This window comes from Streptomyces sp. GbtcB6, assembly GCF_019091475.1.
Taxonomy (GTDB): Bacteria; Actinomycetota; Actinomycetes; order Streptomycetales; family Streptomycetaceae; genus Streptomyces; species Streptomyces hyaluromycini.
This window is the reverse complement of record NZ_JAGXJL010000018.1, coordinates 101,972-123,350: the sequence shown is the minus strand read 5'-3', so window position 1 is coordinate 123,350 and position 21,379 is coordinate 101,972. Positions and strand designations below refer to the sequence as shown.

The 21,379-nt window shown below is 72.1% G+C and carries 21 protein-coding genes and 1 pseudogene; 8 read left to right on the top strand and 14 right to left on the bottom strand.

Going from position 1 to position 21,379, the window contains the following annotated elements; genetic code table 11:
- Nucleotides 1-169 precede the first annotated feature (169 nt).
- Nucleotides 170-1,057 carry an RNA polymerase sigma factor SigF gene (locus tag KVT45_RS28665; protein WP_217551994.1) on the top strand — a complete coding sequence of 296 codons (888 nt, stop codon included), beginning with the start codon at nt 170-172 and terminating at the stop codon, nt 1,055-1,057.
- A gap of 81 nt (nt 1,058-1,138) precedes the next feature.
- Here the strand turns inward: KVT45_RS28665 and KVT45_RS28660 are convergent, their stop codons facing one another.
- Nucleotides 1,139-1,591 (bottom strand): ATP-binding protein, encoded by a 453-nt coding sequence (locus KVT45_RS28660; protein ID WP_217551993.1) that lies wholly within the window; start codon nt 1,589-1,591, stop codon nt 1,139-1,141.
- Between the two features lie 482 nt (nt 1,592-2,073).
- Nucleotides 2,074-3,219: pseudogene (locus KVT45_RS28655) on the bottom strand (DUF6777 domain-containing protein); the annotation flags it as partial.
- A 155-nt stretch (nt 3,220-3,374) separates the two neighbouring features.
- On the opposite strand from KVT45_RS28655, the gene KVT45_RS28650 reads away from it, so the two are divergent.
- Nucleotides 3,375-4,673 (top strand): streptophobe family protein, encoded by a 1,299-nt coding sequence (locus KVT45_RS28650; RefSeq protein WP_308310887.1) that lies wholly within the window; start codon nt 3,375-3,377, stop codon nt 4,671-4,673.
- A 26-nt stretch (nt 4,674-4,699) separates the two neighbouring features.
- Here KVT45_RS28650 and KVT45_RS28645 read toward each other — a convergent pair whose 3' ends face one another.
- From KVT45_RS28645 to KVT45_RS28630, 4 genes are all read right to left on the bottom strand, one after another.
- Nucleotides 4,700-5,623, bottom strand: a complete 924-nt coding sequence (locus KVT45_RS28645; RefSeq protein WP_217551992.1) for a serine/threonine-protein kinase — start codon at nt 5,621-5,623, stop codon at nt 4,700-4,702.
- The gene (locus KVT45_RS28640; RefSeq protein ID WP_217551991.1) at nt 5,623-6,171 is read right to left on the bottom strand and encodes a hypothetical protein; all 549 of its coding nucleotides are present in this window, start codon (nt 6,169-6,171) and stop codon (nt 5,623-5,625) included. The genes KVT45_RS28645 and KVT45_RS28640 overlap by 1 nt, the downstream gene beginning before the upstream one ends.
- Nucleotides 6,172-6,178: 7 nt before the next feature.
- On the bottom strand, nt 6,179-8,518 hold the full coding sequence (locus KVT45_RS28635) for an FHA domain-containing protein (protein WP_217551990.1): 2,340 nt from the start codon (nt 8,516-8,518) through the stop codon (nt 6,179-6,181).
- Between the two features lie 69 nt (nt 8,519-8,587).
- Nucleotides 8,588-8,998 (bottom strand): hypothetical protein, encoded by a 411-nt coding sequence (locus tag KVT45_RS28630; protein WP_217551989.1) that lies wholly within the window; start codon nt 8,996-8,998, stop codon nt 8,588-8,590.
- Nucleotides 8,999-9,308: 310 nt separating this feature from the next.
- On the opposite strand from KVT45_RS28630, the gene KVT45_RS28625 reads away from it, so the two are divergent.
- Together KVT45_RS28625 and KVT45_RS28620 are read left to right on the top strand one after the other, a co-directional pair.
- Complete coding sequence (locus KVT45_RS28625; RefSeq protein WP_217551988.1) at nt 9,309-9,692, top strand: nuclear transport factor 2 family protein; 384 nt, start codon at nt 9,309-9,311, stop codon at nt 9,690-9,692.
- 76 nt (nt 9,693-9,768) lie between these two features.
- On the top strand, nt 9,769-10,059 hold the full coding sequence (locus KVT45_RS28620; protein ID WP_089102717.1) for a DUF1905 domain-containing protein: 291 nt from the start codon (nt 9,769-9,771) through the stop codon (nt 10,057-10,059).
- A gap of 55 nt (nt 10,060-10,114) precedes the next feature.
- Here KVT45_RS28620 and mgrA read toward each other — a convergent pair whose 3' ends face one another.
- Entirely contained in the window at nt 10,115-11,107 is a 993-nt protein-coding gene (gene mgrA, locus KVT45_RS28615; protein ID WP_217551987.1) for an L-glyceraldehyde 3-phosphate reductase, read from the bottom strand.
- Between the two features lie 111 nt (nt 11,108-11,218).
- On the opposite strand from mgrA, the gene KVT45_RS28610 reads away from it, so the two are divergent.
- The 3 genes from KVT45_RS28610 to KVT45_RS28600 are packed head-to-tail and all read left to right on the top strand — an operon-like array spanning nt 11,219 to nt 14,227.
- On the top strand, nt 11,219-12,133 hold the full coding sequence (locus tag KVT45_RS28610) for a LysR substrate-binding domain-containing protein (protein ID WP_217551986.1): 915 nt from the start codon (nt 11,219-11,221) through the stop codon (nt 12,131-12,133).
- A gap of 57 nt (nt 12,134-12,190) precedes the next feature.
- Nucleotides 12,191-13,684 carry a carotenoid oxygenase family protein gene (locus tag KVT45_RS28605; protein ID WP_217551985.1) on the top strand — a complete coding sequence of 498 codons (1,494 nt, stop codon included), beginning with the start codon at nt 12,191-12,193 and terminating at the stop codon, nt 13,682-13,684.
- A gap of 27 nt (nt 13,685-13,711) precedes the next feature.
- Nucleotides 13,712-14,227 (top strand): DinB family protein, encoded by a 516-nt coding sequence (locus tag KVT45_RS28600; protein ID WP_217551984.1) that lies wholly within the window; start codon nt 13,712-13,714, stop codon nt 14,225-14,227.
- Here KVT45_RS28600 and KVT45_RS28595 read toward each other — a convergent pair.
- From KVT45_RS28595 to KVT45_RS28580, 4 genes are all read right to left on the bottom strand, one after another.
- Nucleotides 14,209-15,279 (bottom strand): adenosine deaminase, encoded by a 1,071-nt coding sequence (locus tag KVT45_RS28595; protein WP_217551983.1) that lies wholly within the window; start codon nt 15,277-15,279, stop codon nt 14,209-14,211. The genes KVT45_RS28600 and KVT45_RS28595 overlap by 19 nt on opposite strands.
- A 38-nt stretch (nt 15,280-15,317) precedes the next feature.
- Nucleotides 15,318-15,710 carry a VOC family protein gene (locus tag KVT45_RS28590; protein WP_217551982.1) on the bottom strand — a complete coding sequence of 131 codons (393 nt, stop codon included), beginning with the start codon at nt 15,708-15,710 and terminating at the stop codon, nt 15,318-15,320.
- A 175-nt stretch (nt 15,711-15,885) separates the two neighbouring features.
- Nucleotides 15,886-16,815, bottom strand: a complete 930-nt coding sequence (locus tag KVT45_RS28585) for a M48 family metalloprotease (RefSeq protein ID WP_217552073.1) — start codon at nt 16,813-16,815, stop codon at nt 15,886-15,888.
- Entirely contained in the window at nt 16,815-17,195 is a 381-nt protein-coding gene (locus tag KVT45_RS28580; RefSeq protein WP_217551981.1) for a BlaI/MecI/CopY family transcriptional regulator, read from the bottom strand. Before KVT45_RS28580 ends, KVT45_RS28585 begins: the two co-directional genes overlap by 1 nt.
- Nucleotides 17,196-17,412: 217 nt before the next feature.
- Between KVT45_RS28580 and KVT45_RS28575 the strand changes: the two genes are divergently transcribed.
- Complete coding sequence (locus tag KVT45_RS28575) at nt 17,413-17,871, top strand: pyridoxamine 5'-phosphate oxidase family protein (RefSeq protein ID WP_217551980.1); 459 nt, start codon at nt 17,413-17,415, stop codon at nt 17,869-17,871.
- A gap of 9 nt (nt 17,872-17,880) precedes the next feature.
- On the opposite strand, the gene KVT45_RS28570 is transcribed toward KVT45_RS28575, so the two are convergent.
- From KVT45_RS28570 to KVT45_RS28560, 3 genes are all read right to left on the bottom strand, one after another.
- The gene (locus KVT45_RS28570; protein WP_217551979.1) at nt 17,881-18,786 is read right to left on the bottom strand and encodes an oxidoreductase; all 906 of its coding nucleotides are present in this window, start codon (nt 18,784-18,786) and stop codon (nt 17,881-17,883) included.
- Nucleotides 18,787-18,820: 34 nt separating this feature from the next.
- Nucleotides 18,821-19,531: a chitinase gene (locus KVT45_RS28565; protein ID WP_217551978.1), complete on the bottom strand. Its 711-nt coding sequence runs from the start codon at nt 19,529-19,531 to the stop codon at nt 18,821-18,823.
- Nucleotides 19,532-19,958: 427 nt separating this feature from the next.
- Nucleotides 19,959-21,299 carry an aldehyde dehydrogenase family protein gene (locus KVT45_RS28560; RefSeq protein ID WP_217552072.1) on the bottom strand — a complete coding sequence of 447 codons (1,341 nt, stop codon included), beginning with the start codon at nt 21,297-21,299 and terminating at the stop codon, nt 19,959-19,961.
- Between the last annotated feature and the right edge of the window lie 80 nt (nt 21,300-21,379).

The following is a 21,379-nucleotide window of genomic DNA, read 5'->3' as shown; positions in this document are numbered from 1 at the left end:
CCACGCCCGGGGACAGAGCGCATGCGTCGCGTCACCCCGGGTACCCGAGCTTCGAGGCACGCATGAGACGTCCGGCTCCGGGTACCCGGGCAGGGCGAGACCTGGACAGGGCCGGGACGACACCGGCCGAAGAGACAGCCGCCGAACCATGAGCGACCTGGGAGAGGCAATGAATACCGCCGGGATCCGGTCGGAAGCAGTGAACACCGCTCACCCCGTCGAAGCGTGGACGCCGGAGGGGGCACTGCCAGGAATCGAGGACCCGAGGACCGTCGCCCCGCGCGACGCACGCCAGCTGTCCCGCCAGTTCTTCCAGCGGCTCGGTGAACTGGAGGAGGGCACCCCCGAGTACCAGTACGCCCGCAACACACTCATCGAGATGAACATGTCGCTGGTGCGGTTCGCGGCCGGACGGTTCCGCAACCGGGGCGACGACATGGAGGACATCGTCCAGACCGGGATGATCGGCCTGATCAAGGCCATCGACCGGTTCGAGCTGTCACGCGAGGTCGAGTTCACCTCCTTCGCGCTGCCGTACATCGTGGGCGAGATCAAGCGGTTCTTCCGTGACACCACCTGGGCGGTGCACGTACCGCGCCGGCTCCAGGAGCTGCGCGTGGAGCTGGCCAAGGCACGCGAGGAGCTCTCCAGCCGCCTGGACCGGGAACCGACCGTCGCCGAGCTCGCCACGCTCATGAACCTGTCCGAGGACGAGGTGGTCGAGGGCCAGCTGGCCTCCAACGGCTACAACTCCTCCTCCCTGGACGCCGCGCTGACCGGGGACGGCCCGGAGGACGGCGAGGCGGTGCTGGCCGACTTCATCGGCGTCGAGGAGGACGGGCTGCGACTCGTCGAGGACTTCCAGTCGCTGGCCCCGCTCATGGCCGAGCTGAGCGAACGGGACCGGGAGATCATCCATCTGCGGTTCGTGGAGGAGGCCACCCAGGCGGAGATCGGCGAGCGGCTCGGCTGCTCCCAGATGCATGTCTCCCGCCTGATCAAGCGGATCATCATGCGACTGCGCCAGGGGATGCTGGGCGAGCTCGGCTGCGTCTGACGGCGGGATCCCGGGCGCTGCCCCGCACACGCGTGCGGGGCAGCGCCCGCGGTGACCCACCCGGGGCTCCGGGGCGGTGGCTCATCCGGGGAAGCGCACCAGCGCGCGCACCCGCTTGCCGACCGGTACCCGCTCGGCGCTCACCTCCACGGCCAGGGCATGGACGATCTCCAGCCCGTGCCGCCCGACCCGCTCCGGGTCCCTGGGGAAGCGCCTGGGCAGGGCGACGCTGCTGTCGTACACGGAGACCAGGACCGCGCTGTCCGTGCCCTCCAGTTCGAGGATGTACGGGCCGTTGCTGTGCCGGTCCGCGTTGGTGACCAGCTCGCTCACCACGAGGAGCAGCTCGCCGTCGGCCCGGGGGTCGATCGCGGCACACCACTCGGTCCTGAGCTGCTCCAGGAAGCGGGCCGCGAAGTCCCGCGCTTCGGCGATGCAGCCGGGCTCGCCGGTGTAGTGCGCCGCTCGTCGCAGCGGCTCCACGGGTACGTCGAAGCCAGTCGGTATCACTGCCCCGCCCAGGTGTTCGATCATGCATGTCTCTCCAGGAGGCCGGCCCGGCCGGTCGCTGTTGCATCCATGCTCGTACCCCGAGTGCCGTCCGACAGTCCCCACGAGTGTTCGCCGAACGCGCACAAATCAGGTCGCGCTGGTCACAGCGCCGGCGATACGGGGACCTCGGGTTGCGGGGGCGCCGAGGTCTCCACCGACCGGGTGCCCGGCCCGGGGGCCGCCGAACTGGGCGGTGCCTGCTGGGCCGAGGAGGCCGGTGCGGCGGAGGACACCGCGGACTCGGGGCCGGGCGACGCCGGGGACACCGGGGCCGGCGACTGTGCGGAGGACGGGTGCTCGGAGGCCGGCCCCTGCGACTTCGGAGACTGCGACGCCGGCGATTCGTTCTTCGGGGACTCGGTGCGGGGGGACTCGTTCTTCGGAGACTCGGGCTTCGGGGACTCCGACTTCGGGGACTCGGGCTTCGCGGACTCCGACTTCGGGGACTCCGACGAGGGCGGCGCCGAGGACGGCGGCTTCGAGGACGGCCGCTCGGACGAGGGCGGCTTCGAGGCCGGCGACTGCGAGGACGGGGAGTTCGAGGACGGCGAACTCGACGGCGGGGACTTGGAGCCGTTCCCCGGGCCGGGCGGCGTCGACGGGCCGGACGAGACCGGCGGGCACGGTGTGGTGCCGGGTGACCCGGGCTTGCCGGACGCGGGCGGGCAGCCGGGGTGGGCCGGCGGATTCATGGGGTTCGGATTGGCCGGGGGCCTGGCCGGGCGGTCGTCGTGTCCGGTGTGGTCGCCCCTGTGGCGGCCGAACCAGTCGTCGCGCTCGTGGTCGAAGACGACGAAGACCTTGACGATCTGCGCGGCGGGCGCGACGACGACCACGTTCGAGGGCCGGTAGGCGGGCCATGCGGTGCCGGTCGTCTTCGGGGTGGTCTGCTGCGCGACCGGCGGGGCGAGCGGGTTGCCGCAGGCACACCGGACCCGGGGCACACCGTGCCCGTCGACCAGGACGGCGGTGCCCGCCTGGAGGACGGACTGGTAGGTGGTCGTTCTGCCGTCGCGGTAGCCGTGGTTGGTGACCCGGGTGTCCGCGCGCAGCTGTACAGGGGTGAGGGAACGCAGATAGGCGGGGACTCCGGACGGCTGGACGCCGACCTGCGAGGCGAACGCCTTGTTGCGGGAGGGCGAGGCCTGGAAGTACCTGACCTGTTGCTCGACGTCGCAGCTGGCGCTGTTCTTCGTGCCGCTGTAGAGGCCGGGCGCTCCGCCGTCGACCCCGCGCACCTCGTTCGCCGGCGCCGCCGACGCGGTAGGGGCCGCGGACACCGGCGCGGCGGAGCTCTTCTTGGCGGTGGACTCGGTGAACGGGTCCTTGCCGGAGCTGTTGGCGGCCTGGAGGAAGACCTCGCCGCGTTTCCCTGAGTTGTCGCCCGAACGGGTGAGAACCAGGGCCAGGGCCGCGGCCACCACCACGGCGGTGGTGAGCGTCGCGACCCGGGGCACCGACCTCCACCATGGCTGGTGCGGCTCCCCGCCCTGACTGCCGCCGCCTCCGGGCGGCTGCGAGGGTGGTCCTGGGGGTGGCCCGGAGGGCCCGGACAGGGGGCCGGAGGGGGGTCCTGTGGGACGGCCGGACGACGGCGGTTCGACGCTCACGCGCTCATCTCCCCGGTGCGGTAAACGGCATTCATTAGAAATGCCTCATTTGGTGCACATCGAGCCAAATGTGCGCCGGTCCCGTACCGTCCGCAAGCCGACGCGGACGGACCACCCGGCGGGCGGGGCGGCCGGGTCCTGCCTAGCGTGACAACGTGCGCCCCGAAATCGCCTCCGCGCGGCCGGTGGCCACGCCGGCCGGCCGGCCCCTGGCCCGGCACGGCTGGCTACCGGCGCTGGCCGTGCTGCTGGCCGCGCTGATCGCCATGCTCGTGGTGGCCGCGGCGGGGCTGTGGGCGGCGGGCGCGGCGGACCTGCCGAAGGGCGCGTTCCAGCCGGTGGTCCTGGCGACCGTGGTGACGGCGGTCGGCGGCACCGTCGAGCTGTCGGGGGACGCGGGCGAACTGGCCCGGACGAGCGCCGGGCTGACGGTCGTACCGCTGTCGGTGACGCTGGTCGGGGCGCTGGTCGCCGCCGGGGGCTTCCTGCGGCCGCTGCGCCACCGGGCGGTGGCCGGGGCCGGGGAGCTGGCCGGGTGGGCGGCCCGGATCGCCGTGCTGTGGCTGCTCGCACTGATCGGCCTCGCGTTCGGCGCCAGGCACACCTTCGCGGTGGACGTGGGCAGCGGCGTGCTCAGTGACCTCACCGACGCGCTCGACGCGGCACCGAAGGCGGGTTTCACGACGGATGTGCCGCTGACGGCCGGCTTCGGGCTGCTGTGGCTGGCGGGGATCCTGCTGCTGGCGCTGCTGGTGTCGCGCGGGGCGCCGCTGCCGGGGCGCCTGCTGCGCTTCCAGGCCTCGGTGCGCCCGGCGGCGTACGCGATGGTCGTGCTCGTGCTGGCGTACGTCGTGCTGGCCCTGGTGATCGCCCTGCTCGCGATGGTCACCCGCGGGCATGCCAGGGAGACCCTCGCGGTGATCCTGCTCGGGCTGCCCAACCTGGCCTGGCTGGCCCTCACGCTCGGGCTGGGCGCCACCTGGAGGGGCAGGGTCGACGGCCCGTTCGGGCTGCCGGTGCCGAAGGTGCTCGCCGAGGTGCTGCGCACGCCGGACATCTCGACGCTGAACCTGCGCACCGTCACCGCCCACGACGGCCGCTGGTGGTGGCTGGCCTGGGTGGCGGGGGTGCTGCTGCTGGCGGCCGCGTTCCTGATGGCGGCCCGCTCCCCGGCCGGGATCCGCGCCTGGCAGCACGCCCTGCACCTGGCGGTCGCCCTCGCGCTGACGATGCTGACCCTGTGCCTGACCGGCCGGATCTCCGCCCACTACGGCCTCTCCCTGCTCGGCATCGGTGACCTGGGCGGCAGTCTGTCGGGCGAGCTGCTGCTGGAGCCCGTGCTGTGGTCGGCGGTGGGGCTGGGCGCGCTGTGGGGTCTGGTCGCCGGGTTCCTGGGCGCGCTGCTGGCCCGCCCGGTGCACCGGCGGGGCGAGGTGGCGGCCTCAGCGGCCTGAGGGCTGCCGGAAGGCTCTGACAGCCCCTAGCGGCGCCGGAAGACCGGCCCCGCCCAGGGCGGCGGGCTGGTCACGGGCCGCTCGTTCCCGGACCTGGCCGTGCGCAGGGCGGTGACGAAGGCGAGGCAGGTGGGATAGCGGTCGTCGGGGGTCTTGGCGAGGGCCTTCGCGAAGACCTTGTCGACGGCCCTGTCGAGGTCGGGGCGCGAGGCGGTGACGGCGGGCGGCTCGTCGTTGCGGTGGGCCCGCAGCACGGCCGTGTCGTCCTCGCGGACGAACGGCGGACGGCCCGTCAGGGTCTCGTGGACGACGCAGGCGAGGCCGTACTCGTCGCAGCGGCCGTCGACGGGCCGGCCGGCGATCTGCTCCGGGGCCACGTAGTCGAGGGTGCCGACGAACTGGCCGACGGAGGTGAAGCCGGTCAGGGACAGGGACTTCTTGGTGAGTCCGAAGTCGGTGAGGTAGACGTGCTCGGGGTGGTCGCTGTCGGTGCCCCGGGCGACCAGGATGTTGCCGGGCTTGACGTCCCGGTGGACCAGTCCGTGGTCGTGGGCTGCGTCCAGCGCGGACGCCACCTGGGCGGCGATCCGCACCGCCGCGGCGAAGGCCAGCGGGCCTTCGCGGTCGAGGAGGTGGCGCAGGTCGAGGCCGTCGACGTAGCGCATGGCGATGTAGAGGACGCCGTCCGTCTCGCCGGCCTCGAAGACCGGCACGATGTGCGGGTGGTCGATCGCGGCGGCCGCCCGGGACTCGTGGGTGAAGCGCTGCCGGAAGGTGTCGTCACGGGCGAGTTCGGGGGCCAGCAGCTTCAGTGCGACCGTGCGGTCCAGGCGCAGGTCGTGGGCGCGGTAGACGACGGCCATGCCGCCGCGGCCGAGCCGGCTCTCGATCAGGTAGCCGGCGACCTCCTTTCCGAGCGGTTCGGAGAGCAGGTCGGCGCCGCCGGGCATCAGCGGTCACCGTGGGGGGTGACCACCCGGGTCGGATCATGATCGGGGCCGTCGCCGCCCGGCTGCGCGCGGTCGGTGACGTACGTGGACAGCCGCCGCCCGTCGCCGTACAGCCAGCGTCCCTCGGCCGGGTCGTACAGCCACATCGACTCCCCGTCGACGACCACGCCGATGCGCAGTCCGTGGGTGCGGCCGCGGAAGGACTCCCCGTCGAGGCCGCCGGCGGCCAGTTCCTCGACGGCGGCCCGGTAGCCGGTGAGCGCCTCGGCGGCGCGGGCCAGCAGCCGGCGCGGGTCGGTGGCCTCGGTGGGCGGGTCGCCGGTGACGGGCGGGTCCTGGGGCACGGCGACGAGGTAGCGGCCGTCGACCCAGGCGGACCAGCCGTTGGCGCAGCTGATGTGCGCCCAGTCGCCGTGCCGTTCCACGAGCTGGACCGGCAGCAGCGCGTCGAGCGGCACGGTGGGCCGGGCCGGGTCGGGGGCCTCCCAGGCGGGCATGCCGTCGCCGGGGACGACATGCGTGGGCCGGAATCCTGGCGTCGTCGTCATCGGTCGCCTACTTCCGCATCACGGCCGGTTCGTGCCGGCGCAGCAGCCGGGACAGCACGCAGCCGAAGACCACCGACAGCACCACCAGCATGAGCATGTTCCGCAGCCAGACGCCCGCCGAGTGCCGGAAGAAGGGGTCGGCGGTGAGGGTGCCGGGCACGATCCGGTGCAGTTCGACGGTGCCGGCCATGGCGCCGAGCGCCCATCGCGAGGGCACCAGCCAGGCGGCCTGTTCGAGGCCGGGCACGCCGTTCAGTTTCAGCAGGGTCCCGCAGAAGACCACCTGGACGACCGTGAGCAGCACCAGCAGCGGCATCGTCACCTCCTCCTTGCGGACCAGCGCGGAGATCAGCAGGCCGAGCATCATCGCGGTGAAGGAGAGCACGGCCACGGCGACGGTGATCTCCAGCAGGGGCGGCATCAGCACCCCGTCGCCGCCGGGCGCGTTGAGGTCGACGCCGGCCAGGCCCACCTGGGTGAGCACGATCGCCTGGAGCACGGTGACGGCGCCGAGGACGACGACCTTCGACATCACGTACGCCGATCTGGGCAGGCCGACGGCTCTCTCGCGCTGGTAGATCACCCGCTCCTTGACCAGCTCGCGCACGGCGTTGGCCGCGCCGGTCAGCACCCCGCCCACGCACAGCGTGAGCAGCGCGTTGGTCGCGGTGTCGAAGGTGAGCTTGTTGCCGGCGACGGCCCGGGCCATGGCGCCCATCACGAACGGCAGCCCGATCATGATGGCGAGGAAGGTCCGGTCGGCGGCGAGCGCGGCCGTGTAGCGGCGCACCAGCGTCGAGAACTGGGCGCCCCAGCTGCGCGGCCGCGGCGGCGGGGCTGCGGCCACCGGCCCGGAGCGCGGCACCACCGGCTGCGCGCTGGAGTTCACGATGTACTTCCGGTGGAACGACGAGGCGCGGTACTCCCCCGCCCAGTCCCGGCCGGTGTCCCGCTCGAACGCCTCGAAGGCCTCGGGCCACTCGTCGAACCGGAAGAAGCCGAGGGCGTCGCCGGGCGGTCCGAAGTAGGCGGTCCGGCCGCCCGGCGCGAGGACCAGGAGGCGGTCGCACACATCGAGGCTGAGCACGCTGTGGGTGACGACGATGACGGTACGGCCGTCGTCGGCGAGGCCGCGCAGCATGTTCATCACCGAGCGGTCCATTCCGGGGTCGAGCCCGGAGGTCGGCTCGTCCAGGAAGAGCAGGGACGGCTTGGTCAGCAGCTCCAGGGCCACGCTGACCCGCTTGCGCTGCCCGCCGGAGAGGCTGTGCACGGGCTGCTCGGCGCGCTGTTCCAGGCCCAGTTCCCGGATGACCTCGTCGACCCGCTGCCGGCGCTCGGCCTTCGCGGTGTCCTCCGGGAAGCGCAGTTCGGCCGCGTAGGTGAGGGCGCTGCGCACGGTCAGCTGGACGTGCAGGATGTCGTCCTGCGGGACCAGTCCGATGCGCTGGCGCAGTTCGGCGTAGTCGCGGTAGAGGTCGCGGCCGTCGTAGAGGACGGTGCCGTGCTCGGCGGGGCGCTGGCCGGTGAGGGCGTTGAGCAGCGTGGACTTGCCGGCGCCGCTCGGTCCGACCACGGCGAGCAGGGACTTCTCGCCCACCGGGAAGGAGACGTGGTCCAGCAGGATCTTGCGGCCGTGGTCGACGGCGACGGTGAGCTCCTGGACGTCGAGGGAGACCTCGCCGGTGTCGACGTACTCCTGCAGCTGGCCGTCGACCAGGCAGAACGCGGAGTGGCCGATGCCGACGACGTCGCGCGGGCCGAGCGGGGCGCGGGTGACCGCGCGGCCGTTGAGGTAGGTGCCGTTGTGGCTGTCCAGGTCGACGATCTCGTGGCTGCCGTCGGGGTGGACGCGCAGTTCGGCGTGGTGACGGGAGACGATCAGGTCGTCGACGACGATGTCGTTGTCGGTGGCGCGGCCGATGCGGACCGTGCGGGTCGGGAGCCGCATCACCGAGGAGGGCTGCCGGAAGGTGCCGGTCCGGGCGGGCATGGAGACGGAGGAGGGACGGTCGGCGGCGGGCGCCGGGCGGCCGCTCAGGACGGCGGACGGGCCGTCGGCGGGGCTGCCGAAGCGGATCACCGTGCCCGGTCCGACCTCCCACTCCCGGATGCGGCGGCCGTCGGCGTAGGTGCCGTTGGTGCTCTGCTCGTCCTCCAGCGTCCAGTGGCCGTCGACGGGCCGCAGCACCGCGTGGTGCCACGAGACCCGGGCATCGTCGATGACGATGTCGCTCAACGGGTCACGCCCGACGTGGTAGTCACGGCCCGGGCTCATCACCGTGGATCCCGTGTCGGTCTCCAGGACGAGCTCGGGCGCCGTCGAGGCGACCGGTCGCTCCGCCATGGCCAGAATTCTACCGATCTGACCACTTGTGTGCCTGGTCATGGCCGCCGGGGAGGCGGCTGTCACGTGTCAGGCCACGGGGACGACGAGGGCCGGGACGGTGCGCTGCATCCGGAGGGCGTCGACGGACTCGGCGAGCAGTTCGTACTCGGTGGTGTCGTCCTGGAGGGCGATCCGCACCAGGCGCCCGCCGGCCAGTTCGTCGGCGACGAGTTCCTGCCGGACCACGTCGGCACACCAGGAACGCAGCAGGCCGGGCACGTCGGACACGGTGTCGGCGACCGGGACCAGCGCCCCCCGCGGGAACCTGGGATTCTCGGGTAACGGATCCAGCCGTTCCGCGATCCAGGACGCCCGGTCCCGTAACCACCACAGCGCCAGTGCCAGCGTCGGGGCACGGTAAGTGCCGAGCGGAACGCCGATGCGTTGCCCGCCGCACATGCCGTATGCCGTGACATGGCAGAGGAATTCGTCGTGCACGATCACTCCCCCGTAGCTCGCCGGTGTGCCGTCGCGGCCGGGTTTCCGTGCGGCTCCTGTGCGGTGAAGTGCTCCTGACATTCGAGTATGTTCACTTTCGAAACACTGTCACCACACCTTTCCGGCCAGTCTCTTGGCATATTCCCCCTGCGAATTGGCCGAAATGCGCGAGCTGTACCGGCCGGCCTTCATTACCTGAGGGGTAATCGACCCGTCACGCGGACCGGGGCATGGTTGTGCCAACGGATCGCCGCAAGCCGCGATCCACCCCCTGACCAGCAGTGACGACCTCGATGGAGGCTGATTCGCCATGTCCGTGAACACCGACCGTTACCAGACCGCCGCCGCCCGCTACTTCGAGGCCTGGAACGCCACCGAGCCCGAGGCGCTGGGCAAGGCGGTCGCCGAGGCCTGGGCCCCGGAGGGCGGCTACACCGACCCGCTCGCGGATGTCGTCGGCCATGCGCAGATCACGGCTGTGATCGCGGCGGCGCACGAGCAGTTCCCGGGTTTCGTGTTCCGTCCGCTCGGGGTGGTCGACGGCCACCACGACACGGCCCGCTTCGGCTGGGAGCTGGTGAACGAGGCGGACGGCTCGGCTCCGGTGGCCGGTTTTGACGTGGTCACGCTCAGTGAGGACGGCCGGATCCTCCGGGTACTGGGCTTCCTGGACCGGATTCCGGCCGGGGCGTGAGCCGGCGTCCGCGATGAGTTCCCGCGCTCGCGGCGGTCTCCCGAACGAGAGAGACCACCGCGAGCGGAGGACCGTCATGAGTACGACCGCACATCTGGACGTGGAATTCACCGCCGTGCTGCGCCGCAGCCCCGCCCGGGGCGGCTGGACCTACGTGGTCTGGCCCGAGTCCGCCGTGTTCTTCGGCACCCGGGGGCTCGTCAGGATCCGCGGCACGGTCGACGGGCACCCCTTCCGGAGTTCGTTCATGGCCCTGGGCGACGGCACGCACAAGCTGCCCGTGCGGGCCGACGTCCGCAAGGCGATCGGAAAGGGTGAGGGGGACACGGTGTGCGTCCGCCTCACCGAACGCCTCACCGGCCGATGACCACATCGACCACCGGTCGACGACCGCATCGATCACCGGTCGACGACCGCACCGATCACCGGTTGATGATGGCGTCGATCCGGGCCAGCTCCTCGGCGTCGAAGTCGAGGTTGCGAGCGGCACCGACGCAGTCCTCGACCTGCTGCGTGCTGCTCGCGCCGATCAGCGCCGAGGTCACCCGCCCGCCGCGCAGCACCCAGGACAGGGCGAGCTGGGCCAGCGTCTGGCCGCGGCCCTTGGCGACCTCGTCGAGGTCACGCAGCTGAGCCACCAGGTCCTCGGTGACCGCGTCCGAGTTCAGGAACGGGCTGTCGCTCGCGGCCCGCGACCCCTCGGGGATGCCGTCGAGGTAGCGGCCGGTGAGCAGGCCCTGCTCCAGCGGGGAGAAGACGATGGAGCCGACCTGGAGCTCGTCGAGGGCGTCCAGGAGGCCCTCGGTCTCCGGGCGTCGGTCGAGCATCGAGTAGCGCGGCTGGTGGATGAGGAGCGGGGTGCCGAGCTCGCCGAGGATCCGGGCGGCCTCCCGGGTCTGCTCCGCCGAGTAGTTGGAGACGCCGACGTAGAGCGCCTTGCCCTGCTGGACCGCCGAGTGCAGGGCGCCCATCGTCTCCTCCAGGGGAGTCTCCGGGTCCGGGCGGTGCGAGTAGAAGATGTCGACGTAGTCCAGGCCCATCCGGGTCAGGGACTGGTCCAGCGAGGACAGCAGGTACTTGCGCGAACCCCACTCGCCGTACGGCCCGGGCCACATCAGGTAGCCGGCCTTGGTGGAGATGACGAGCTCGTCGCGGTAGGCCGCGAAGTCCGCCTTGAGGGCCTCGCCGAACGCGGACTCGGCGGCGCCGGGCGGCGGGCCGTAGTTGTTGGCCAGGTCGAAGTGGGTGACGCCGAGGTCGAAGGCGCGGCGCAGGATGGCGCGCTGGGTCGTCACGGGCCGGTCGGGCCCGAAGTTGTGCCACAGGCCGAGCGACAGCGCGGGGAGCTTCAGGCCGCTGCGGCCGCTGCGGCGGTACGGCATGTCGGCGTAGCGGTCGGGGTGTGCGGTGTACAACGCGACTCCAGAGGGGTGGGCACAGGATCTACCGGTTCCACTCTTTCCCGAGCCGCGGGCAGTGGTCCAACAGGAGAATCCGATGGAATTGTGCGGCTAGGCTGCTCAATCATGGAACTGCGCCACCTTCAGCACTTCGTCGCCGTCGCCGAGGACCAGCACTTCACCCGGGCCGCCGAACGGCTGATGGTGTCCCAGTCGGGTCTGTCCGCGTCGATCCGGGCCCTGGAGCGGGAGCTGCGGGCGCCGCTGTTCGTGCGGACGACCCGCCGCGTCACGCTGACCGAGGCGGGCCGGGCGCTGCTCGGCGAGGCGGAGCGCATCCTCGCCCAGGTGCGGTCGGCGCACGAGGCGGTGGCCGCGGTGCAGGGCGTGCTGCGCGGGACGCTGGCACTGGGCACCGAGCAGTGCATCGCCGGGGTGCATGTGGCGGGGCTGCTCGCCGCGTTCCGGCGCCGGCACCCGGACGTCGAGATCCGGCTGCGGCAGGCCGGCTCGGGCGCGCTGGCCGAGGAGGTGGCGGCGGGCCGGCTCGACCTGGCCTTCGCCTACCGCACCCAGGACGACACCGACCAGCTGCGCTCGGTGGCCCTGACCGGCGAGCCGATGACCGTGCTGTGCCATCCCAGCCACCGGCTGGCGACGGCCGGCGTGGCCGTGACCCCGCAGGACCTCGGCGGCGAGGTGTTCGTCGACTTCCACCCGGACTGGGGCCCGCGCCGTACGACCGACGCGGCCTTCGCCTCGGCGGGCGTACGGCGGACGGTCGCCCTTGAGGTCAACGACGTGCACAGCCTTCTCGACCTGGTCGACGAGAACCTCGGCGTCGCCGTCGTACCCCGCCACTTCCGCCACAAGCGGCCCACGCTGACCGCGCTCGCGCTCAAGGACACGGACGAGACCGCGTACGAGACGGTCGCCCTGCTGCCGCCCGAGACGGCCACCAGCCCGGCGGCCCGCGCCCTGATCACCCTCCTCGAAACAGGGGGTCTGGCAACACCCCCGGACGGGGCCTGCCCCTCCTGACCTCGGCCTCCCGTCGGCACAGACTCGTGGACGACCACGACGACGGGGAGTACAGAGATGACGGAACACACTCGGCGTACGGTGCTGCGCGGGGCGGCGGGCCTCGCGGCGGCGAGCGCGCTGACGGGCACGGCGGCGGCCGGACCGGCGGCGGCGCGTCCTGAGGCAGAACCGGCGGATCGTCAGTATCCGTTCCTGGAGGGAACGTTCGCCCCGGTCACCGAGGAACTCACGGCCTTCGACCTGCCGGTCACCGGCCGTATCCCACGCGAGCTGAACGGACGTTGTCTGCGCAACGGCCCGAACGTCCTGGGCCTGGAGGACCCGCGCCTCCACCACTGGATGCTCGGCGAGGGCATGGTGCACGGGGTACGGCTGCGCGACGGCCGTGCCGAGTGGTACCGCAACCGCTGGGTGCGCTCGTCCCAAGTGGCCGCGAAGCTCGGGGAGTCCTATCCGGGCCCGGTCCCGCCCGACGACTTCCCCTGCAACACCCATGTCATCCCCTACCGGGGACGGATCCTCGCGCTCCAGGAGAGCGGCCCGCTGCCGTACGAACTCGACGGCGAACTCAACACCGTGGGCACCTACGACTTCCGGGGCACTCTGGAAGGCGCGTTCACCGCGCACACCAAGTACGACGCGCAGGCGGGCGAGTTGCACGCGATCGCCTACTACCCGACCTGGGACCACGTCCGGCACCTGGTCGTGGACCCGGGCGGCCGGGTCGCCCGCACCACCCGGATCCCGGTGCGGGACGCGCCGATGATGCACGACTTCGCGCTCACCGAGAAGCACGTGGTCGTCTTCGACACCCCGGTCACCTTCGACGCGGCGGCCGCCGAGGCGGGCGCCCTGGTGCCGTACGTCTGGAACCGTGAACACCCGGCGCGGGTGGGCGTGATGCCCCGGTCCGGGGGCGCGGTCCGGTGGTTCGGCGTCGACCCCGTCTACTACTCGCACACCCTCAACGCGTACGACGAGGGGACCTCCGTGGTGATCGACCTGACGACGTATCCGGCGCCGTTCGACGTCGCGGGCACCTACACGGACGGACCGCACGCGGTGGGCACCGGGAAGCTGGAACGCTGGACCGTCGACCTGCGCCGCGGGCAGGTCCGCACGCGTACGCTGGACGACCGGCCGCAGGAATTCCCGCGCGTCAACGAGGAGTTGGTGTCCCGTCGGCACCGCTACGGCTACTCGGCGGCGGCCGCCGAGATGTCCGTCGCCTATCTGGCCGGCGACGGAAACCCACCGGACCGGGCCTTCTCCAACGCCCTGTTCAAGCACGACCTCGCACGCGGAACGGCCCAGGTGCACCGGCTGCCGAGGGGCGCCGCGGCCGGCGAGGCGGTGTTCGTGCCGCGCGACAACGCGGTGCAGGAGGACGACGGGTACACGCTCGCCTACGTCCACAACCCCGACCGCGGCGCCGCCGACCTGCTGATCCTCGCCGCGCAGGACTTCACGGGCGAGCCGCTGGCCCGGGTGCACCTGCCGGGCCGGGTGCCGCTGGGCTTTCACGGAAGCTGGATTCCGGACGCATGACGACCTTCGATGCGCGATCGTGGTCGTATGCATGCAAGGGACATCCTCATCGACGGCTTCGGCCGCATCCAGGAAGAAGTCCATGCCGCCCTCGACGGCGCCGACCCGGACCTCCTCAACGCCCGCCCGGCCCCCGATGCCAACTCCGTCACCTGGCTGGTCTGGCACCTCACCCGGATCCAGGACGACCACATCGCCGACGCCTTCGACCTGGACCAGGTGTGGCTGGCCCAGGGGTGGGAGAAGCGTTTCGGCCTCGACCTGCCGCCCCGTGACCACGGATACGGCCACACCCCCGCGCAGGTCGCCAAGGTCACGGTGGACTCCGGCGACCTGCTGACCGGCTACTACGACGCGGTGCACGAGCAGACCCTGGGGGTGCTGCGCGAGCTCCCGGCGACGGACCTCGAACGGATCGTCGACACCCGCTGGGATCCGCCGGTCACGCTGGGCGTACGGCTGGTGAGTGTCCTGTCCGACGACCTCCAGCACGTCGGACAGGCGGCCTACCTGCGAGGGCTGCTTCAGAGCGCGGCGGCGTAACCGGGCAGGACGACGTCCTCGATGAGGGCCTTGCGCTCGTCGAACGGGATGAACGCGCTCTTCACTGCGTTCACCGTGACCGTGCGCAGGTCCTCGACGGTCCAGCCGGCCTCCTCGACCAGCAGGGACGCCTCCCGGGTCATCGTCGTCCCCGACACCAGCCGGTTGTCGGTGTTGAGGGTGACCCGGAAGCCCAGCTCCTTCAGCGCGGTGATCGGGTGCTCGGCGATGGAGGTGGCGCAGCCGGTCTGGAGGTTGGAGGTGGGGCACATCTCCAGGGCGATCCGGCGGTCGCGCACCCAGCTCGCGAGGCGGCCGAGCTTTCCGTCGACGATGTCCTCGGTGATGCGGACACCGTGCCCGATGCGCTGAGCGCCGCAGGCCTGGATCGCCTGGTGGATGCTGGGCAGGCCGAAGGCCTCACCGGCGTGGATCGTGAAGGGCACGCTCTCGCTGCGCAGCAGCTCGAAGGCGTCCAGGTGGTCGGCCGCCGGGAAGCCGGCCTCGGCCCCGGCGATGTCGAAGCCGACGACACCGGCGTCCCGGTAGACGACGGCCAGCTCGGCGGCCTCGCGGACCCGGTCGAACATCCGCATCCCGCAGAGCAGGGTGCCGACGCGGACCGGCGTGCCGGCGGCAGCGGCCTTCGCCATACCGGCGGCGAGCCCCTCCTGCACGCTCTCCACGACCTCGTTCAGCGTCAGCCCGCCCGTGACGTTCAGCTCGGGCGCGTAGCGCACCTCGCCGTACACCACACCGTCGGCGGCGAGGTCGAGGACGTACTCCTCGGCGACGCGCCGCAGCCCGTCCTTGGTCTGCAGCACGGCGAGGGTGTGCTCGAAGGTGGCTATGTAGCGGACCAGGTCGCCGGAGTTGGCGGCCTCGAAGTACCAGGCGGCCAGCTCGTCCGGATCGGTGGTGGGCAGGGTGTGACCGACCTCGGCCGCGAGCTCGACCAGGGTGGCGGGGCGCAGTCCGCCGTCGAGGTGGTCGTGGAGGACGGCCTTGGGAAGGCGACGGATCACATCTGCGTCTACGCGCGTAGCAGTCATGGTGGAGCTTTCCTCGGCAGGTGGTTCGGAGTGATCGGTCAGGCAGTGGGCTGCAGCAGGTCCCAGCGGTTTCCGTAGAGGTCCTGGAAGACGGCGACGCTGCCGTACGGCTCGTGCCGCGGCTCCTCCAGGAAGGCCACACCGGCGGCGGTCATCCGGGCGTGGTCGCGGGCGAAGTCGTCGGTGTGCAGGAAGAACCCGACACGGCCGCCCGTCTGGTCGCCGACGCGGGCACGCTGGTCCTCGTCCTTGGCGCGGGCCAGCAGCAGCCCGGTGCCGTGGCCCTGCGTGCCGGGTTCCACGACGACCCAGCGGGAGCCGTCGGGCCGCGGCGTGTCCTCGACGAGCCGGAACCCGAGGGCCTCGGTGTAGAAGCGGATCGCCTCGTCGTAGTCGCCGACGACGAGGGTGACCAGGGCGACGCGTCGCATGGGGGCCTTTCGGTGGGGCGGTTAGCGGGAGAGGTTATACGTAAAACTCCGGGGATGCCAGTCGCCTTTTCCGAGGGACGACTTTTCAGAGACGACGCCTGGAGCGCCCCGTCAGGGGCGCGGGGAACTGCGCGACCAGCCACACCGGACCCGCACCTTCCAAACGGCGCCCCGACTACCGCTCCGCTTCCCCCTGAGCGACCTCCACCCGGTGGTGAAAGTCGACCATCCCGGTAGCAGAGGCGACGCACGACAGCCCGGCGCAGGCCACCAGCAGCACCGCGGCCCACGCCCCGGCCCGCCGCCGAACCCGCGGAGCGGCCAGCAGCGCCTGCACCCGCTGCGGAACCGGCCCGGTCGCGGCACCCGGCACGAACGCCGGCCGCTCGACGCCCCCGCCCTGCCCCGCCAGCGCGGCCCGGGCGATCGCGCGGGCCGTCAGCCGCCGGTCCCCCACCGCGCTCGCCGCGGCCTCGTCGGCGGCCCGCTCCACGGCCAGCCGAATGACGTCCCGAACGCCGCGCAGCGCCGGATGGCAGTGCGCCGCGACCTCGGCCACGGCGAGAAAGTAATGATGGCCGCCCGCGTTGTGCGCCCGTTCGTGCGCGAACAGCGCCTCCCGCTCGCTCCCGTCGAGGCTGCGCAGCATCCCGGTGGTGACCACGATCCGGTGCGGCCTGCCGGGCAGCGCGTACGCGTCCGCACACGGCGAGTCGACCACGCACAGATCACCCGCCGCGGGGCCTCGGCCGGCCTCCGTGCGGGCCGCACGGAAGGCACGGACCTGCCGGAGCACCGACCGTGCGAGCGTCCAGGCACACACGGCGAGGCCGCCCACCGACACGGCGGCCAGCGGCAGCACGTAGCGGTCGGAGGCGGTGTGCAGGGGCCGGATCAGGTCGCCGAGCGCGGCGAAGAACGGCAGCTTGAGCAGCCCGGTGAGGACGAACGCGCCGAGCGCGGCGAGCGAGCACCCCGCGAGGACGACGGCCGAGCCGGTGATCGCCCGGAGCGCGACGGCGGGGGCCAGCCGGTCGAGGGCCCGCCGGGCCAGGGGCGGCAGGGCGAACGGCAGCAGCAGCGGCAGGATCAGTAGTGCGATCATCATCCACCGGATTGCTCGTCGGCTTCGAGCAGGCCGCGCAGAACGCGCTCGTCGTCGGGGCTGAGCTGGGCGACGAAGCGGGCGAGCACGGTCTCCCGGTCGGCATCCCGGTCGAGTTCGGTGTGCATCCGCTTCGCGGTCAGGCCCTGCGCGTCCTGGACGGGTACGTAGGCGTAGCCGCGCCCCTGGCGGTGCCGTTCGACCACGCCCTTGTCGTGCAGCCGGGTCAGGATCGTCGTCACCGTCGTGCGGGCCAGGGCGGCGCCGAGGCCCCGCTGCACCTGTCCGGGGGTCTGGGGCACACCGGCGGCCCAGAGAGCCGCCATGACGCTCGCCTCCAGTTCGCCGGCGGGCCGGCGCTCGTCCTTCCCGTCGGCCATGGAGGGTTCCTCACTCCTTCTTCGTCCTCGGTCCGCAGACCGTCTACGGCAGTGTAGTCAGCCCGGCGGCGCCCGTCGCCCGTGAATCCATTATGCGGGGGGCGGTTGCGGAAGGGGCGTCGTCGCCGGCCAGGGGATCGTTCCGGGGTGTGCGGTACCGGAGACCTAGGACGCGGGCCCGAGGCGTGCGGTGGGCCCGGCCGGTAGCTTCGCCGGCATGAAGATCACGAACCCGGCCCGTTCCGCCGAGCAGCGCAAGCACGACGTACTCGCCCGCCTGGAGCGGGAGACGGACATCTGGGTGGCCACGGCGGACGACGCCGGGCTGCCGTGTCTCGTCCCGCTCTGGTTCGTCTGGCACGCGGACGCGGTGTGGCTGTCCACCCGGATCACCAACCCGACCGGCCGCAATCTGCGGGACGGCGGCCTGGCCCGGCTCGCGCTCGGCGACACACGGGACGTCGTGCTGCTCGACGGGGAGGTGACCGTCTTCTCCCCGGCCGACGTCCCCGGGCCGGCGGTCGAGGCGCTGCGGGCGAAGACGGGCTGGGACCCGCGCGGGGACAGCCCGTCGTACGCCTTCTTCCGGATCCGGCCATACGCGGTGCAGGCCTGGCACGAGGAGCACGAGCTGCGTGGCCGGCATCTGATGCGGGACGGGGTGTGGGCGGTCTGAGCCGGGCCGTCAACCGGCCCTGGTGTGCAGGGCGTTCAGCCGGGTCAGCTCGTCGTCGGTGAGCCGGATGGCGCCGGCCGCCACGTTCTCGGCCAGGTGGTCCGGGTTGCCGGTACCGGGAATCGCGAGGACGTGCGGGCCCTGGTGCAGGGTCCAGGCGAGGCGGATCTGCGCGGGGGTGGCGTCGTGGGCGCGGGCGACGGCGAGGAGCTCGTCGTCGTGGGCCTCGGCGACACCGCCCGCCCCGGCCTCGCCCGCGACGGCGAAGAACGGCACGAAGGCGATGCCGCGTTCGCCGCAGACGCGGACCAGTTCGTCGGTCTCCGGGTCCCGGGTGTCGAGCCCCCAGCGGTTCTGCACGCACACCACGGGGGCGATGGCCAGCGCCTCGTCGAGATGGCGCGGTTCGACGGCCGAGACCCCGAGGTGCCGGACCAGGCCCGCCTCGCGGAGTTCGGCGAGGGCGCCGAAGTGCTCGGCGATCGACTCCTGGCCCATCCGGCGGAGGTTGACGACGTCGAGGTGGTCGCGGCCGAGCTGGCGGAGGTTCTCCTCGACGTGCCCGCGCAGCTGGTCGGGGCGGGCCGAGGTGCCCCACTCGCCGGAGTAGTCGCGGAACGGGCCGACCTTGGTGACGACGACCAGGTCGTTCGGGTAGGGGGACAGGGCGGTGTTGATGAGTTCGTTGGCGGAGCGCAGGGTGGAGAAGTAGAAGGCCGCCGTGTCGATGTGGTTCACACCGAGTTCGACGGCCTTGCGCAGGACGGCGGTCGAGCGGGCGCGGTCGCTCGGGGTGCCGTGCGGGAAGGTGACGTTGCCCGTCAGCCGCATCGCGCCGAAGCCGAGGCGGTGGACGGGCAGGTCGCCGAGTTTCCAGGTGCCGGAGGCGTCCGCGGTGATCGTTTCGGAGGTCATCGACGGAGTCTGGCACACGGTCCTGACGGGAGGGTCAGCAGTAGAGGTTGCTGCCGGTCGGGACGCCCAGGATCTGGGTGAACTTCTGGTAGGCGCTGACCCGGCTCTGCACCTGTGCCGGGTTCTTGCCGTCGCACTCCAGGGAACCGTTGATGGAGCGGATGGCCTGGCCGAAGCCGGCCTGGTTGACCATGGCGTTGTGGCCGGTCATGGTGCCGGGCCCCTTCTGGGTGTTCCAGTACCACAGGCCGGTCTTCCAGGCCACGGCCGAGTTGTTCTGGACCTGCCAGGGATTGTTGAGCAGGTCGATGCCGAGCGCGTCGCCCGCGGCCTTGTAGTTGAAGTTCCAGCTGAGCTGGATGGGGCCGCGCCCGTAGTAGGCGGACTGGCCTGCGGGGCAGCCGTAGGACTGGCTCCAGTCGCAGTAGTGCGGGTAGTTGGCGGTGTTCTGCTCGACGATGTAGACCAGTCCGCCGGTCTCGTGGCTGACGTTGGCGAGGAAGGCGGCGGCCTCCTGCTTCTTGACGGTGTCGCTGCCGGTGTTGGCGAAGCCGGGGTAGGCACTGAGGGCGGCGGTGAGACCGCTGTAGCTGTAGAAGGAATTCCGGCTCGGGAACATCTGGTTGAACTGCGCCTCGCTGACGACGAACCCGGCGGCGGAGGCCGAGGGGGCCGCCTGGAGGACCAGGACGGAGCTGCCTATGGCGAGCGAGGTCAGGAGTGCGGCGATACGGCGCCTCAACACGGATCAACTCCTTCGCGGAGCACGGCCGCGCCCCTCGGAGGGGGTGCGGCCGCGGTGGGGGGTGTGAGGCACACTCAACTGCTTTGGTCTGTACCAGTCAAGGGTGTAGACCAGTCAACCGGGCATCGGCCCCCCGGGCCACGGCATCCGCAACTGCGCCCGGAAACAAGGGAGTCGGGCATTCGCCGCAGCCGACTGGGGCAGGCAGCGGTCCGGCGCGGCCGCATCGTCGCGGCAGCAACGGCCGGCCCCAGCCACTCGCCATGGCACAGCACCTCTCGGGCGCGACCACCACACCGCGATGGCAGCAGCGGACCCGACCACGCCCCCGTGGCACCACACCGGGCAGACCCGGCCAACCACCGCGGCGCGACAGCGGTCGGGCCCGGCCGCGTCGGTGCGGTCGGGCCCGGAGAGAGGTGGGGTGTCAGCCGAGGGGCTTCGCGAGGATCGCCTTGCGGTGGCTGAACGTCTCCATGGAGTAGCGGCCGTGGTAGCTGCCCATGCCGCTCTCCCCCACCCCGCCGAACGGCAGGTCGGAGACGGTGAGGTGGGCGAGCGGGAGGCCGTGGCCGAGGGCGCCGGAAGAGGTCTCGGCGGCGAACCGGTCCCGGGTGCCGTCGGACTCGCTGAACACGTAGAGCGCAAGGGGCTTGTCGCGGTCGTTGATGAAGCCTATGGCGCCGTCCAGGTCCGGGACCGTCACGATGGGCAGGATCGGGCCGAAGATCTCCTCCTGCATCACGGGCGACTTCGGGTCGACGTCGGCGAGCACCGTGGGCGCGATGTACTTGGCCGCACGGTCGGTGTCGCCGCCGACGGCCACCCGGCCCGAGCCGAGCAGTGCGCTGAGCCGGTCGAAGTGGCGCTCGTTGACGATCCGGCCGTACTCGCCGGACTCCTTGGGCTCGCTGCCGAACAGCCCCTCGACGGCCTTGGCCAGGGCGGGCTCCAGGGCCGCGGCCGTCTCCGGGTCGGTCAGGACGTAGTCGGGGGCCACACAGGTCTGCCCGGCGTTGAGGAACTTGCCGCGCGCCAGCCGCTCCGCGACGACGGTGAGGTCGGTGTCGCGGTCGACGAACGCCGGGGACTTGCCGCCGAGTTCGAGGGCGACCGGGGTGAGGTGCTCGGCCGCGGCGCGCATCACGATCCGGCCGACCACTCCGTTGCCGGTGTAGAAGATGTGGTCGAAGCGTTCGGCGAGCAGGGCCGTGGTCTCCGGGATCCCGCCCTCGACGACGGCGACCGCGTCGGTGTCGAGGTAGGCCGGGAGCAGCCGGGCCAGTGCGGCCGAGGTCGCGGGCGCCAGCTCGCTGGGCTTGGCGACGACCGCGTTTCCGGCGGCGAGGGCGCCGGCCACGGGGGCGAGCAGCAGCTGGGCCGGGTAGTTCCACGGGGCGATGACGAGGACGACGCCGAGCGGGTCGTACTGCGTCCAGGCGGTCGCGTCGCCGCCCAGGTGCTTCGGGACCGGCGCGGACTCCGGGCGCAGCCACCCCTCCAGGTGGTCGAGGGTGTGGTCGATCTCCCGGACGGTGAAGTCGATCTCCGAGCCGTAGGCCTCGCGGGTGCTCTTGCCCAGGTCCGCGTGGAGGGCGGCGGCGATGTCGTCGCCGCGCTCCGTGAGCATGGCACGCAGGCGGCGGAGCTGGCCGGTGCGCCACTCGACGGGCTTGGTGCGGCCGGTGCGGAAGGTGGCGCGCAGCCGGGCCACGATGTCGGCGGGCTGCTCGGGGGTGGGCTGGTTCACGGATGCCTCGCTGGTGATGCGCTCGGGCCGCACGGCCCGACCGGGGTCTCGACGATCAGATGCATATTGCAACCTTTCATGGACCGAAGTAAATTCCG